Annotated in this window: 9 protein-coding genes; 7 read left to right on the top strand and 2 right to left on the bottom strand. The window is 68.9% G+C overall.

What is annotated here, in order from left to right; genetic code table 11:
• The coding region (locus NBW77_RS20125; RefSeq protein WP_250280147.1) for a CopD family protein at positions 1-1,087 on the top strand (1,087 nt) is incomplete at its 5' end.
• An 84-nt stretch (positions 1,088-1,171) separates the two neighbouring features.
• Here the strand turns inward: NBW77_RS20125 and NBW77_RS20120 are convergent.
• Together NBW77_RS20120 and NBW77_RS20115 are read right to left on the bottom strand one after the other, a co-directional pair.
• Positions 1,172-2,605, bottom strand: coding sequence for an RNA polymerase subunit sigma-24 (locus tag NBW77_RS20120; protein WP_131749355.1), 1,434 nt, complete (start codon positions 2,603-2,605; stop codon positions 1,172-1,174).
• A gap of 263 nt (positions 2,606-2,868) precedes the next feature.
• Positions 2,869-4,491, bottom strand: a complete 1,623-nt coding sequence (locus NBW77_RS20115) for a S1C family serine protease (RefSeq protein ID WP_131749353.1) — start codon at positions 4,489-4,491, stop codon at positions 2,869-2,871.
• 457 nt (positions 4,492-4,948) lie between these two features.
• On the opposite strand from NBW77_RS20115, the gene NBW77_RS20110 reads away from it, so the two are divergent.
• The 6 genes from NBW77_RS20110 (at position 4,949) to NBW77_RS20085 (ending at position 14,556) form a co-directional block, all read left to right on the top strand.
• Positions 4,949-6,307, top strand: coding sequence for a glycosyltransferase (locus NBW77_RS20110; RefSeq protein WP_242606148.1), 1,359 nt, complete (start codon positions 4,949-4,951; stop codon positions 6,305-6,307).
• Between the two features lie 91 nt (positions 6,308-6,398).
• Positions 6,399-8,081, top strand: a complete 1,683-nt coding sequence (locus NBW77_RS20105; RefSeq protein WP_250280146.1) for an acyl-CoA dehydrogenase family protein — start codon at positions 6,399-6,401, stop codon at positions 8,079-8,081.
• A 377-nt stretch (positions 8,082-8,458) separates the two neighbouring features.
• Positions 8,459-9,406, top strand: a complete 948-nt coding sequence (locus NBW77_RS20100; RefSeq protein ID WP_165486351.1) for a hypothetical protein — start codon at positions 8,459-8,461, stop codon at positions 9,404-9,406.
• 275 nt (positions 9,407-9,681) lie between these two features.
• On the top strand, positions 9,682-10,128 hold the full coding sequence (locus tag NBW77_RS20095) for a hypothetical protein (protein ID WP_131749349.1): 447 nt from the start codon (positions 9,682-9,684) through the stop codon (positions 10,126-10,128).
• Positions 10,129-10,176: 48 nt separating this feature from the next.
• Positions 10,177-12,798: a helicase-associated domain-containing protein gene (locus NBW77_RS20090; RefSeq protein ID WP_131749347.1), complete on the top strand. Its 2,622-nt coding sequence runs from the start codon at positions 10,177-10,179 to the stop codon at positions 12,796-12,798.
• A 78-nt stretch (positions 12,799-12,876) separates the two neighbouring features.
• Positions 12,877-14,556, top strand: a complete 1,680-nt coding sequence (locus NBW77_RS20085; RefSeq protein WP_250280145.1) for a DNA repair helicase XPB — start codon at positions 12,877-12,879, stop codon at positions 14,554-14,556.
• Positions 14,557-14,683: the final 127 nt, after the last annotated feature.

The following is a 14,683-nucleotide window of genomic DNA, read 5'->3' as shown; positions in this document are numbered from 1 at the left end:
CCTACGCGTGATCATGGATCGTGGCCGGCGCTCCCTGATGGAACTGGCGGGTCTTGCCCTTGTGGCCGCCGTGACCCAGGCCGTGGCCGGGCACGGGGGTGTCGGTGACGACGCGTGGCTCGCAACGGCCAACCTGACCCTGCACCTGCTGGGCGTCGCGGTGTGGGTCGGTGGCCTCGCACTGCTCGTCGTCTTTCTGCGTTCGACGTCCAACCGCGTACCCGCGGACGGCCGGAATCCGGTGGCCGAGACCGAGGTGTCCGCGGCCCGCGCCGCTGAACTTGGCGGGGTCCTGCCACGGTGGTCACGGACGGCGATGACCGCCGTCGCTGTGGTCGTTGTGACCGGGGCGTACCAGACCTGGCGGGAGGTCGGCACGTTCCCGGCGCTGACCGCCACCACCTACGGCCGTCTGCTGCTGTTGAAGCTCTGGTTCGTCGCCATGATGCTCGGAGTCGGATGGCTGGGGCACCGGTGGGTTGTGCGCTGCTACCGGCCGATCGTCGCAGCCTTCGCGGCGAGCCGCTCCGACACGACGGCTGGGGCGACGGCTGGGATGACGGCTGGGACGACGGCGATGACGGGCGTCGCCGGGCGCACGTCGGAGCCGTCCGCATCCGGTCCCGGGGCCCGGCCCCGCGTCACCGAGGGTACGGTGGCGGGGCTGCGTCGCGGGGTCATGTTCGAGACCGGGTTGGCCGCGGTCGTCCTGGCGGTGACCGCGACACTGGTCAATTCCGTTCCGGCACGGACGTCGTACGTGCCGCCGTTCGCGGACACGGTCTTCGCCGGGCCGCTCACCGTCCAGGTGGATATCTCCCCGACCACACGCGGGCCGCAGACCCTGCACATCTACACCTTCGATCCGGCTGGGAAGGTCCAGCCGCTCGCGGACGCGTCAGCGCAGCTGTCACTGCCGGACGTCGGTGTCGGGCCGCTCCCGGTGCCGCTCACCGTGGCGGCACCGGGCCACGCGATCGCTCAGCGTATGCAGGTTCCGCTGCCCGGGACATGGCAGCTACGACTGACACTGCGGATCAACGACTTCGACCAGTATGTGACCACGCTCTTCTACCGGGTCCGATAGCTGGTGCCGCATCAGGCGACGTCTGCCCTGCTGCGCCGCGACGGCCAACGTTGCCTGACCCGGCACTGGTCGAAGCGAATGCGATCAGGCCTGCGCCGGGTGGTCGGCGGGGCTTGTCGTGGCCGGTGTCCTCGTGGCCGGCCTGGTCGCGGTGGCCGGCGGATTCGACGAGGTCGTCGTCGGTTTGCCACCGGCCGACGGTGCGGTGGTCCCGGAAGCACCGGGTGGTGAGGTCGGCGCTCCGGCGTTGGTTGTCGCCGGGGCCGTGGACGGGGTTGCCGTCGTCCCCGGCCGCGGCAGCGTGGTGATCGTTCCAGGGCTGGACGGGTCCGACGAGCCCTGGGGCACGCCGTCATCGGCCACGGACTGCGGGGACACCGGCACCTCGTGAGCGACGGCGACCTCGGACAGGGTCGGTTCGGTCCGACGGCTGGAGACCCGCTTGGTGAACTCGCTGGCAACCGTCGGCACGACCACGGGCGCCGGCTCCGGACCGGAGGTGGGATGCCGGGACCCGGAGGTCGTCGGAGTGATATAGGCGAGGTCGGGGTAATGGGCGGTGACATCGGACGCGGCGGTCGGCCAGCTGATCGCGGCGGTGACGCCGGCGACGGCGAGGATCAGTGACGCGACGACCGTGACCGCGGGCCGGTTGAGCCAGTCCTGCCGGACGAGTGGGCCCGCATACGGGCGTCTGCGCGGGATCGGGATGATCGTGGGCGAATCCGAGGGGTCGGACCGTCCGTTGTTGCCGGTGGGACTCGCCGGGGTGCTGATCGTGGCCGTGGCCGTACGGGTGGTCGTCCCCGGAGGGGGAGGCGTCGTCCGATGGCCGATTCTGATCGTCTTGTCGTCGGCTGCGGGACCGACCGGATCGGTACTCGCGGTATACCTGATATGGCTGGTATTGCGGGTATCCACCGGGTATGCGCCAGCGGTCATACCGCCGGTCGCGGTGGCGGCCCGGTCGAAGGTACGCGCAAGCCCCTCCCGCAGGCTGGCCGGAGCACGCACAAGCTGCGTTCTGTCCAGAATCTCCTCAGGGGTCACCCCATGCGGCACGGCAACAGCCCGAGCCTGCGGCGAACCGGACCAGGCCAGTGCGCTGCCCCGAGCCAGCTCCAGTAACCATGATCGAAGTCGGGTCGGGTCACTGAGTGGGCTCAGTCGTGTCTGGGCGACGAGCGCGAACGCCGTGCCCGCGGCAGCGCGGGCAACCGTGGTCTCGCCGAGGACGAGCAGGCACATGGAGAAGACGTCGTCGGCGTACCGGTGGTAGATGTCGTCGAACGCGTCCCGGTGCCCGTGGCGGATCCGCAGGACGATGTCCGTGTCCGACTCGGGGGTTCCCCGGCGGGAGGCGACGGTCCACCAGCCGCCACCGCCGGTTTCGGGCGCTGGAACATAATGATCGGGATATGTGCCGGCGGAGGCACTGGCGCGCCGGTCATCCCCCCCGGGAGCATTGCCCGTAGAGGCGTCGCGGTCAGGGGCATCACCGTCGATACCACCATCCATCAGCGCATTCTCCGTACCCCGCCATCGGCGGCTTGAGTCGTCGCCGTGCCCGGATACCGACGTGGCGACGCCACCATGAACGGTAACGGTAGAACGTCCGGCCCGTCCGATGCGAGACGATCAGACAAGCTTCGCTGTCGTATGCCTGACTTCGCGTTTTCGGGAAAGCGGGTCGCCATCACTGCGGGCGCCGCCGTTATCCCGTTATATACGGTTCCGTCCTTCGAGCGAGCGGATCGCGACCGTCCCGACATCGTCGCCGGTCAGGACGGCGGCTGCGCGGCCAGGGTGATGTCGGCGGTATGGGTCTGACCGTTGCGGGTGTAGGTGACCGTCACCTTGCTGCCGACGGGACGCGACCGGACGGCGGCGATCAGTCCGTCCACACTGGTGATCTGGCGGTCCCCCAGTTTGATGATGATATCGCCGGACTGGAGACCGGCCTGCTGCGCGGGCCCGTTGCCCACCAACTGCCGGATTGCGGCACCGGTCCCGTCACCGGTCGGGTCCGAGTTCGCCCCGGCGGTGGACGCGCTCACGCCGAGATACGGGTGCGTCGCCGATCCTTTGCCGATCAGCTCCTCGGCAATGGTCTGCGCGTAGTTGGACGGGATCGCGAAACCCACGCCGATGTTGCCGGACTGCTGCTCCTGCTGACTGCCGAACCCGCCGCCACCCGAACCGACAGTGGCGATGGCGGAGTTGATGCCGACCAGTTCGCCCTTGCTGTTGACGAGCGGACCTCCGGAGTTGCCCGGATTGATCGGCGCATCGGTCTGGATGGCGTCCAGGACGGCGTTGCTGTCCTGGACGGTCGAGTCACCGGTGCGGACCGGCCGGTGCTCGGCGCTGACGATGCCGGAGGTCACGGTGCCGCTCAGACCAAGGGGGCTGCCGACGGCGACCACCAGCTCGCCAACCGCGAGTGCGTCCGAGTCGCCGAAGGTCGCGGGCTTCAGCCCGGTCGCATCGATCTTCACAACCGCGAGGTCGGAACTCGGGTCGGTGCCGACGATTTTCGCGCTGTAGCTTTTGCCATCCTGAATCGTTACTCTCAGTGACCCACCTTGGGTGGCGTCGGATACCACGTGGTTGTTGGTCAGGATGTAGCCGTCCTGTCGGATGATTACGCCGGATCCGGTGCTCGACTGGCTGCTGGACGACGCGGCGATCGTGACCACGCTCGGGAGGATCGTCTGCGCGGCGGCCGACACGGTGCCGGACGCCGCCGGCGACGTTCCTGAGCTGCCGGTACTGCGCTGGAGTCCGCTCGAGGTCACCACGGTCGACGAGTTGTCACCGGCGACCAGTGCCCCGACGCCACCACCCACACCCGCCGAGACCAGCGCGAGCGCGATGGCCGCGGCGACCAGCCGTCGACGGCGTGGTGGCGGCACCGGCGGCCCGACCGTCTGGGCTGGTCCGTAGTAAGGGCCGGACGGTGGTGGAGTCGGCCCGGAGTACGGGCCTGGCATGCCGAGGGGGTTGGTCGGGGGCCAGGGGCCGCCATGGCCCGGGGGCTCGGACGACGACACGTTCGTGGAGTCGGCGCAGACGTGCGGCTGTGGCGGGCTCCAGGGTGTCCCCCACCAGATCCGGTCGGACGGCTGGTCCGGCCGGCCGCCGGGAGCAGCTGATCCACCATCGGGGTGCTGGCCCGGGCCGAAGGGGTTGTCGTTGTGGGACGGCCCCGGTATCGCGGACATACCGGCCGGTTTCTGCCACGGAGCGTCCTGTTGGCGGGTCGGCGGGTACGGGTCGAGATCCGGCGTGACCCAGTCCGAGCCCTCCCTGGCGGTCCGGTCGTCGGCGATGCCACCGTCGGTAGCGGGGGCGTTCGACGAAGGTCCGTCCGCGGGGGTGGTGAAGGGGGGCCGCGTGCTCATGGTGGAAACCTTCCCCGCACAAGCTGAGTGAATACTGAAATCCGACCAACAGTCAGCTGAGACGCGACACCGGAGAGTGTCGCTTACCCGACAGTCCGGCTATGCAACTCTTGGTAATCGCGATCAGGGCGTGTCACGTCTGTCGGGTGGTGAACGACCACAGGGTCCACCATGCTGCCGCACATCAGAAACTGCCTGAAGTGGTTCACCCTGCTCCCTCGGTCGGACGGCCTTAGTACCTTCTCAGGTGGAGTTCAGGCAGCCCTCACCGCGGTCCCGGACGGTTGAAACCGTGAAGCTGCCGCAGCACGTTCGGGATGATCATCATCCCATCCCGTCACCGTCGGTACCTCCTCGTACTCCGCAGACGCTATCGCAGCCCTCGGCAGGTACGGAGGCCCCACGGCCACGCCTGCCGCCGGCTCCTGCGGTCGTCGGCGCGGTGCTGCCCTGCGCCGTGAACACTGTGTCACCCACGCCTGAGCCCGGCTCCAGGGTGATCGCGTCACGGGTCTCGGCCGAGGCGGATGCCGCTGCGGATGCCGAGTGTGGTGGCGGCCGGATGACCGGTGCGCGGGCGGACCCGGGCGTGACGTCGACCGAACCCGCGGTGGCATTCCCGCAGCAGCGGCGGCCGTCACCCGTCGTCGAGGTGGTCGTCCCGGTCCACAACGAACAGGAGGCCCTGGACGGCAGTATCCGGCGACTGCACGACTACCTCACCCACCGCTTTCCCTTCGACTGGCGCATCACGATCGCGGACAACGCCAGCACCGACGCAACGCCGATCATTGCCCAACGGTTGGCTGCCGACCTCGGCCGGGTACGCCTGACCCGACTCGAGGCCAAGGGCCGCGGGCGGGCACTGCGGGCGGTCTGGTCGTCCTCGGACGCCGATGTCGTCGCGTACATGGACGTGGATCTCTCCAGCGGGCTTGAGGCGCTGTTGCCGCTGGTCGCACCCCTGCTGTCCGGCCATTCGGACGTGGCGATCGGTTCCCGGCTGGTGCGGGGTTCCCGGGTGGTACGCGGACCGAAGCGTGAGATCATCTCCCGTTGCTACAACCGGATGCTGCGCATGGCCTTCCGTACGTCCTTCCGGGATGCCCAGTGCGGTTTCAAGGCCGTGCGCGCGGACGTGGCCCGCGTGCTCCTTCCCGCCATCGAGAACAATCAGTGGTTCTTTGACACGGAGTTGTTGTTGCTTGCCGAACGCAATGGTCTGCGTATTCACGAGGTTCCGGTCGACTGGATCGACGACCCGGATTCGAGGGTGGACGTTGTGGCAACCGCGATGGAGGATATCCGCGGAATGATCCGGGTCGCTCGCCGTATAGTTGCCGGCCGTGCCGGAGTAGATCTTCCGCCGGATGTGCGAGCCGCCCGGTTGCCCCGTGGCATGGGCCGTGAACTCCGGATGTTCGCGGCGATCGGCGTGTGCTCGACGCTGGCCTACGTCGTCCTCTATGCGCTGCTGCGAGACGGCGGGACGTCGTCCTTCACGGCCAACTTCACCGCGCTGCTCGTCACCGCCGTGGGTAACACCTGGGCGAACCGCAGGCTGACTTTCGGGCATGTCGGTGGTGACGGCGCCATCCGCGAGTTCGCCGAGTCCGGCGTGGTGTTCGTGCTCGGACTTGCGGTGTCGTCGGTCGGGCTGGCCCTGCTGCACCAGGTCTGGGGGTCCTCCGGGGTCTTCGTCGAAATCATGACCGTTCTGTTCAGTGGCGTGCTGGCCACGGTGATGCGTTTTGTTCTGATGCGTGCCTGGGTGTTCCACCCGGCCCGGTCCCCCCGCCGCAATTCGCCGCGGTGACCGCCGCGCTGCTGGGCAGACATCTCCCATCGATCCGACGATGCTGCAACCAGGTGCGTTCGGTCGGGCGCGTTCGGCCGGGGAGGTCGCTATGGCGGATATCCACATCCCAACGACTCATGAGGTCCTCAACCAGGTCCCGCCGCTTTCCGGCTACGACGTGTTCGACGCGGACACGGCTCTTGCGGAGGCGGTGCACCGGCATGGCGCGGGCTGGGCCACCGATGAACTGTCCGCCCTCGGACGCCTCGCCGGTTCCGCCCGCGCGCAGGCCTGGGGCGAGAACGCCAACCGCTACCCACCCGAGCTGCGTACCCATGACCGCTACGGCCATCGGGTGGACGAGGTCGTCTTTCACCCCGCTTATCATGATCTGATGACGGTCGCGGTACGCGGCGGCATCGCCGGCGGCCCGTGGCGTGATCCGGTGCCCGGCGCGCATGTGGCCCGGGCGGCCGCTCTGATCATCTGGTCACAGGTGGACGCCGGGCACATCTGCCCGGTTTCCATGACCTATGCGGCCGTCCCGGCATTCCGTGTCGATCCCGACCTCGGGGCCTACTGGGAACCGCTGCTCACAGCCCCTCATTACGATCCGGGCCTGAGCCCGAGCACGGCCAAGGCCGGTGTGCTCGCGGGCATGGCGATGACCGAGAAACAGGGCGGCTCCGACGTCCGCGCGAACCTGACCCGGGCCGTTCCCCGCGCCGGTGACGACGGTTCTTACGCGATCACCGGGCACAAGTGGTTCTGTTCGGCGCCCATGAACGACGTGTTCCTGATGCTGGCGCAGGCCCCGGCCGGTCTGTCCTGCTTCGTCGTCCCGCGCGTGCTGCCCGACGGGACCCGCAACACCTTCCGACTGCAGCGGCTCAAGGACAAGCTGGGTAACCGGTCGAACGCCTCGTCCGAGGTCGAGTTCGCGGACACGACCGGATGGCTGCTCGGCGAGGAGGGACGCGGGGTTGCCACGATCGTGGAGATGGTCGCGCTGACCCGGCTGGACTGCGTGCTCGGGACAGCGGCGCTGATGCGGTTCGGGGTGGCACAGGCACTTCACCACGCCGCGCACCGGAGGGCGTTCGACCGGGATGTCATCGACGCGCCGTTGGCCCGCAACGTGCTGGCGGATCTGGCGGTGGAGGCCGAGGCCGCGATGGTCCTCGGGATGCGCCTGGCTGCGACCCTCGACCGGCGGCCGGCAGCCGCATCCGCTGGTGGCGCGGTGTCGTTGCCACCGCCGGACTCGGAACTGGCGATCCGGCGGTTCGGCACCGCCGTGGCCAAGTTCCAGGTGTGTAAGCGTGGGCCGTCCCATGCGGCGGAGGCCTTGGAGTGCCTGGGCGGCAACGGCTATGTCGAGGAGTCAGGCCTGCCGCGGGTCTACCGGGATGCGCCTCTCAACTCGATCTGGGAGGGCACCGGAAATATCAACGCGCTGGACGTCCTGCGTGCGATGGGCCGTCAACCGGGGTGTGTCGAGGCGTTCGACGACGAGATCGACGCGGCGGCGGGCTGCGACCGCAGGCTGGACGATGCGGCTGGCGCGCTGCGCCGCGAACTCGCGACGGTCGACGAGTACGGCGCCCGCCGCCTGGTGGAGCGGATGGCGCTGGTGTTGCAGGGCGCTCTGCTGGTCCGGTACGGCTCCCCGGCGGTTGCCGACGCGTTTTGTGCTTCGCGTCTCAATGGTAACGGTGGGTATGCGTTCGGAACACTTCCGTCCGGATTGGATCTCACTGCCATCCTTGAGCGTCACCGTCCGAAGCTGTAACGGTTCGCCCGCAGGAAGGGTCGAGGGTGTCTCCGGTGTCTGTTGGGTGTCCAGGGTTGAAAGAACCGGTTACTTGAACCTGGGTGTCTGATGCCGCGGAATCGTATCGCGGATACGCTCAATCTCGCTGTTCCGACGACGTCGACACAACCACTGCCGTGTGAGCTTGACCGGAGGATGCCCGCGTGGTCCGAGGAGACTCTGACCCCAGGGGTGACCGACGAGGTGATCCTCGAGGCGACCCGTTGGGGGATCCGCGTCTCGCCATGGGTGGCGACGATGCGACAACGTGGCGACCCGGCGAGTCCGCGCGTCCGCCCCACCAGGTGCCAGGCACGCCGCGACCACCGCTTCCCGGCTCGGTGCCGCCTGCTTCGGTGCCGCGGGTTCGGCCGGGCGTCGCCGCCCCGGGCCTGAATCCGGCCGGTGGCCTGGGGAAGGCATCCACACCGGGTCGAGAGCGGGCGGTTACCGCAGGCCAGCGCATGGTGGCTTTCGGCACGTTGACGAGGCGGTCCGGGACGGGCGGCTCGCCCGGCATCGGTGCCGCGGGTACCGGCCCGTCCCCGGCCGGCCAGGGTGATCCGAGCCAGCGGTACGGCCCGGTCGGGTACGCGCCCGCCGGAGCTGCCGGTTTCGGCTCCGCTTCACCGGGTGGCGAACGCGGCGAGCTGCGCGGCTTCGACCCGCTGGGTGTGACCCCCACCGCAGCGGCGGACCCGGAATCAACCCCTTACACCGGGCCGCCGACCGAGGGGTTCGATCCGTTCTCGGATGAGCGGGATGACGGGCCGGGACCGGCTGCGACAGCGCCGCCCCGGACTCCGCCAGGTCGTCCACCCCGGTACGGCGGGGAGCCGGACGGTGCCGCCTGGGACGTCGCCCAGGACGTCGCTCAGGACGATGTGAATGCCACTGACCGGTTCTCCACGATCCCCGCCGATGACAGGGAATCTGGCGTTCCCACCCGGCGTCCGGACTCCGGCGCGGGTCGGGCCGACGCGCCTGCTGACGGCAGCTCCCGGTCCGGCAGGGACGCGCGGTCGGGCAGGGACGCGCGGTCGGGCAGCTCCCGGTCCGGCAGGGATTCCGGCGCCGGAGATGGACGATCGGCAGGAGGATCCAGCCGCCGGCGCATCCCCCGTCGGCATCCGGCCCTGATCGCGATGAACCTGGTCGCGGTCGTGCTCGTCCTGTCGATGGGTTTTTCTCTCGGTCAGGCTCTCGCGCGTCCGGGGATGGCTGACGCGCAGACCCGTGTCGGGGGCTGGGCTCGTACCCACCATCTCACGTTCCTGGTCGGTAGCAGCGCCACACGTCGTTGACCTATGGCGACCAAGCGGTGTCCAGCGCCCGAACGGCGGGGATACGGCATCCAAAATATGAATAAAAAGGTAAAATAATACAAAAAGTATAGAGCTTAAAGGTTTTTTATTTATGTTCTTCCGTTGCGGTGAGGGTTGACCCTGCCTCTTGCGTTCCGGGGCTGCCCAGTGTGAAATTGACATCGACAGGTCTGTTGTACTTAGTCATAAAGTGTGCAATTTCACGTGTTGCTGGTCGGGTAACGGACAGACCGGCACACGCGGCAGGAGGTGCTGTGCGTCTGGATTCCGCACGTTCATACCGCAGTGGTCCACGTGTGATCCGCCCGGCCGCTCGGCGGGTTGCGGACACATCGGACGCATTGGACGCATTGGGTGTCGACATCGTCGGTTCGTCCGGTGCCCGCCCGGCGCTGCCCGGCCGGGCGCCGACCACGGACGAGGTCGCCGCCATCGCCCGGGCGGTGTTCGTCAGCCCGCTGGTCGCTCTCGTCCCGCCGGAACGACTTCAGGTGACCGGCATCAGAATCTCCACCGGCTCGCCCGACTGGGCGTTCGCCGCCCTCAGACCCCAGGACTGCGATCTTGATCCGGCCATTGTCGTGCTCCGCTTCGACGTCGGCGGCGGCTGGGTGCTGGACCAGGTCGGGACGGCGCACGTCGGTGTGGGGCGGGCCCCGACGCCGATGATCGACGAATTCCAGTTGGATGGCGGAAGGTAGGGCGTGCCCTATGGGCATGCGGGGCCTTCCGCGCGGCCGGATACCGTTGTGAGGGTGTCCATGCCGGCGGACGGCCCTGAGGTCCCCACCACCCTGGCCGGGTGGCTGCGGGATCTGTCCGAGGAGGCGCTGACCCGCTTACTCACCCTGCGTCCGGACCTGGCCACACCGCCTCCACCCGACTTCGACGTTCTTGCCGCCCGCCTGGAAATCCGGGTGAGCGTCACCCGCGCGCTGGAGCGGCTGGACACGTTCACCCTCGAGGTCTGCGAGGCGTTGACCCTGCTCGCGTCGCCGACAAGCGTGCGGGAACTGTCGAGGTTCTGCGGGGCCGGGGACGTTTCGCTGCCGCTGGAGACACTGCGGGAACGCGCGTTGGTGTGGGGGGACGACACTGCTCTGCGGCTCGTCGGGATGGTCCACGACCTTGTCGGTGACCGGCCGCTCGGTCTGGGTCGACCGTTGCGCGCATGTCTGGGCGGCCACCGCCACACCCACCTTGCCCGCCTCGCGACCGCGGTCGGGCTGGACCCGCAGCGTGACAGGGGTGGAGCCGGCCGCGCGTCGCTGGTCGACGAGCTGACAGCCGCGCTCTGCGAACAGGAACGGGTACAGACCCTGGCCGAGGAATGCACCCCGCGGGCCCGTCAGATCCTCGACCGCCTCACCGTCGGACCCGCGTTGGGGCACACGAGCGACGCAGGACGTCTGCTTGCCGCGCCCGACGCCCGGACGCCGGTGGAGGAACTGCTGGCCCGCGGCCTGTTGATCGGGGTCGACGAGGAGACGGTCGAACTTCCCCGGGAGGTGGGGCTCGCGCTGCGCGCAGACCGCCCGGCTGGGACGTTGCATCCGGTCCCGCCCCCGCTGACCGGCCAGTATGTTGATCTTGAGCAGGTTGACGGGACGGCCGCCCTCGCCGCTGACACGCTGATCCGGCTGGTTACGACGTTGCTGGAGGCATGGGGCGCGACTCCGCTCAGCCCGTTGCGTACCGGAGGACTCAGCGTCCGGGACTTCCGCGCGACCGCGAAGCTCCTCGACGTCACCGAACCGGTGGCGGCGGTGGTGGTCGAGACCGCCTATGCGGCTGGGCTGGTTGACAACACCCCCGGTACGGAAGTCCAGATCATGCCCACGACGGCTTACGACAGATGGTGTGTGGATACGCGCGCCATGCGGTGGGCCACGCTGGTTGAGGCATGGCTGCGTTCGGCGCAGGTGCCCGGGCTGGTCGGGGAGCGTGACGACAAGGGCCGCCAGATCGCCGCCCTCTCCCACGAGGTTCGCCGGCCGTCCGCGTCGGAACTGCGCCGGCTCGTCCTGGACGCCTTCGCCGCCGCACCGGCCGGGCTGGCGCCGACACGCGACAGCGTGCGGGCACTACTGGAATGGCGGATACCCCGCCGCGGCGGGCCGTTACTGGACCGGATGGTCGACTGGATCTTCACCGAAGCCGATCTACTGGGTATCACCGGCCGTGGCGCGCTCTCGGCGGCAGGCAGGGTGCTGACTCGTGGCGATGGTACGGACGGTGTCGGTCGCCATGAGCTGGCTGCGGCGTTGGAGCCGATGCTGCCCGAACCCGTCAGCGAACTGCTTGTACAGGCTGATCTGACTGCTGTGGCTCCCGGCCCGCTGGTACCGGAACTCGCCGCGGAGCTGACGCAGATGGCCGATGTCGAGTCGTCCGGCGCGGCAACGGTTTTCCGGTTCTCCGAGACGTCCCTGCGCCGCGCGCTCGACGCCGGCCGAACCGCCGAGGACATCCGTGAGTTCCTGGTCCGCCTCGCCCGGACCGGCGTGCCTCAGACGTTGGAATATCTTGTCGACGATGTCGCGCGTCGCCACGGCCGACTGCGCGTCGGGCCGGCCGCGTCGTACCTGCGGTGTGATGACACGGCCGTCCTGTCCGAGGTCGTGGCGTCCAGGCGGACCCAGGCGCTTGGGCTCAGGCGGGTCGCACCCACTGTGGTGATCTCTTCGATGCCCATGCCCAAACTGCTGGAAGGTCTGCGCGCGGCCGGGTTCTCCCCGGTAGGGGAAGGACCCGACGGGCGGGTGGTGCTCAGCCGGCCGGAGGTGCACCGGACGCCGGGCCGTCCGCGACCGAGCAATGCCGAGATGACGGGAAGCCGCTACGAGCAGCTCCGTGGCGTGGTACTGATGATCCGCCGTGGGGATGAGAGCTCCCGCGCGACCCGGGCGGCTGCTGCCGCGATCGGTTCGGTGGTCGACGGAATGGTGCGTTCCGCCCCGATGATCCTGCTGACTCTGCAGTCGGCGGTACGCGCGGGCCGCCGGGTGCTGGTCGGGCACGTCGACCAGCAGGGGAAGTCCAGCGAACACATCGTCCGTCCGCTGGTCGTCGACGGGGGCTGGGTCACCGCATGGGACGAGCGCAACAGGACGACCCGGCGTTTTACGCTGCACCGCGTCACCGGCGTGCTGGACGTCGAGGACGTGCTGCCGGGCAGCGGGCTCGGGGGATTCGACTGGTCGTATGAGGCGGGCGTCGCGGACGGCCTCGCCGGCACGGACGCCGGCACGGACGCCGGGGGTACCGCCGATCCGAGGCCGGTACCCGGCCGGAAAGCCTCAGTACCAGGTCAGAAAGCTCAGGACGCCTTGGAGACGCTGGAGCCGGAAGACGTTCCCGATCTGCCGTGACGGACGGCGACGCGGGCTGGGCCGGCGCCATATGGGATGGTAGGGCCGATGAATATCGCCTCGGAAGGACGGTGAGAGGTGGCCGACGGGCCGTTGATCGTCCAGTCGGACAAGACCCTGCTCCTTGAGGTCGACCATCCGCAGGCCGGCGAGGCGCGTGCCTCGATCGCCCCGTTTGCCGAGCTGGAACGTTCCCCCGAGCATGTCCACACCTACCGGGTCACCCCGTTGGCGCTGTGGAACGCCCGTGCCGCCGGTCACGATGCCGAGCAGGTCGTCGACGCGCTCGTCCGGTTCTCCCGCTACGCGGTCCCGCACGCGCTGCTCGTCGATGTCGCCGACACCATGGACCGCTACGGTCGGCTACGGCTGGAGAACGATCCCGTCCGAGGTCTGGTTCTGCGGACCGTCGACCGTGCGGTACTCACGGAGGTGGTCCGGTCGAAGAAGGTCGCGCCGCTGCTCGGGCAGCGCGTCGACGACGACACGGTCGCGGTGCACCCCTCCGAGCGCGGACGGCTCAAACAGGCACTACTCAAGATCGGCTGGCCAGCCGAGGATCTTGCCGGCTATGTCGACGGCGAGGCGCACCCGATCACACTGCGGGAGGACGGCTGGGAGCTGCGCGCTTATCAGAAGGGCGCGGTCGCGGGGTTCTGGGAGGGCGGCTCCGGGGTGGTGGTGCTGCCGAGCGGTGCGGGCAAGACCATCGTCGGCGCGGCCGCCATGGCGCATGCGGGTGCCACGACACTGATCCTGGTCACCAATACGGTGGCCGGCCGGCAGTGGCGCTCGGAGTTGTTGAAGCGGACCTCGCTCACCGAGGACGAGATCGGTGAGTACTCGGGGGAACGCAAGGAGATCCGGCCCGTCACCATCGCCACCTACCAGGTGATGACGGCCCGCCGTAAGGGCGAGTACCTACATCTGGATCTGTTCGGAGCCCGCGACTGGGGGCTGATCGTCTATGACGAGGTGCACCTGCTGCCGGCGCCGGTGTTCCGGATGACCGCTGACATCCAGTCCCGCCGCCGCCTCGGACTGACCGCGACCCTGGTCCGTGAGGACGGACGGGAGGGCGACGTCTTCTCGCTGATCGGTCCCAAGCGGTACGACGCTCCGTGGCGGGAGATCGAGGCGCAGGGCTGGATAGCGTCGGCCGAGTGCACCGAGGTGCGGGTGACCCTCACCGAGGACGAGCGGATGGCCTACGCGGTTGCCGAGCCCGAGGAGCGTTATCGGATGTGCGCGACCGCGTACAGTAAGCGGGCGGTTGTGCAGCGGCTGGTGCAACGCCATGCCGACGACCGGGTGCTCGTCATCGGTGCCTACCTCGACCAGCTTGACCAGCTTGGCGAGCTGCTCGGTGTCCCGGTCATCCAGGGGTCGACCCGCAACCGGGAACGTGAGCGCCTTTTCGAGGCGTTCCGGACGGGAGAGATCAAGACCCTGGTCGTCTCAAAGGTCGCGAACGTGTCGATCGACCTGCCCGAGGCGGGGGTGGCCATCCAGGTCAGTGGCACGTTCGGTTCACGGCAGGAGGAGGCGCAGCGGCTCGGGCGGGTGCTGCGTCCCAAGGCGGACGGCCGCGGCGCGCATTTCTACACGGTGGTTTCCCGGGACACGATCGACCAGGAGTACGCCGCGCACCGCCAGCGCTTTCTCGCCGAACAGGGCTATGCCTACACGATCGTGGACGCCGACGACATCCCGGACGCCGACCCCACGGCCGCGGACGGCCTGCCCGACCCGTCCTGACCCGGTCGTTCCTTGCACGTCCGTTCGTCACTGGTCTGTCGGACTACGGCCGTTGTGGCCACGTGGTGCGGCTTCTCCCTGAGTTGTCGAAAATGTATGATGCGCCGCCAGGTGATGTGACCGAAAC

Origin of the sequence: Frankia sp. Cppng1_Ct_nod (assembly GCF_920656135.1) — a bacterium.
Lineage (GTDB): Bacteria > Actinomycetota > Actinomycetes > Frankiales > Frankiaceae > Protofrankia > Protofrankia meridionalis.
The sequence above is the reverse complement of the archived record's forward strand: the minus strand, read 5'-3'. Positions and strand labels throughout refer to the sequence as shown.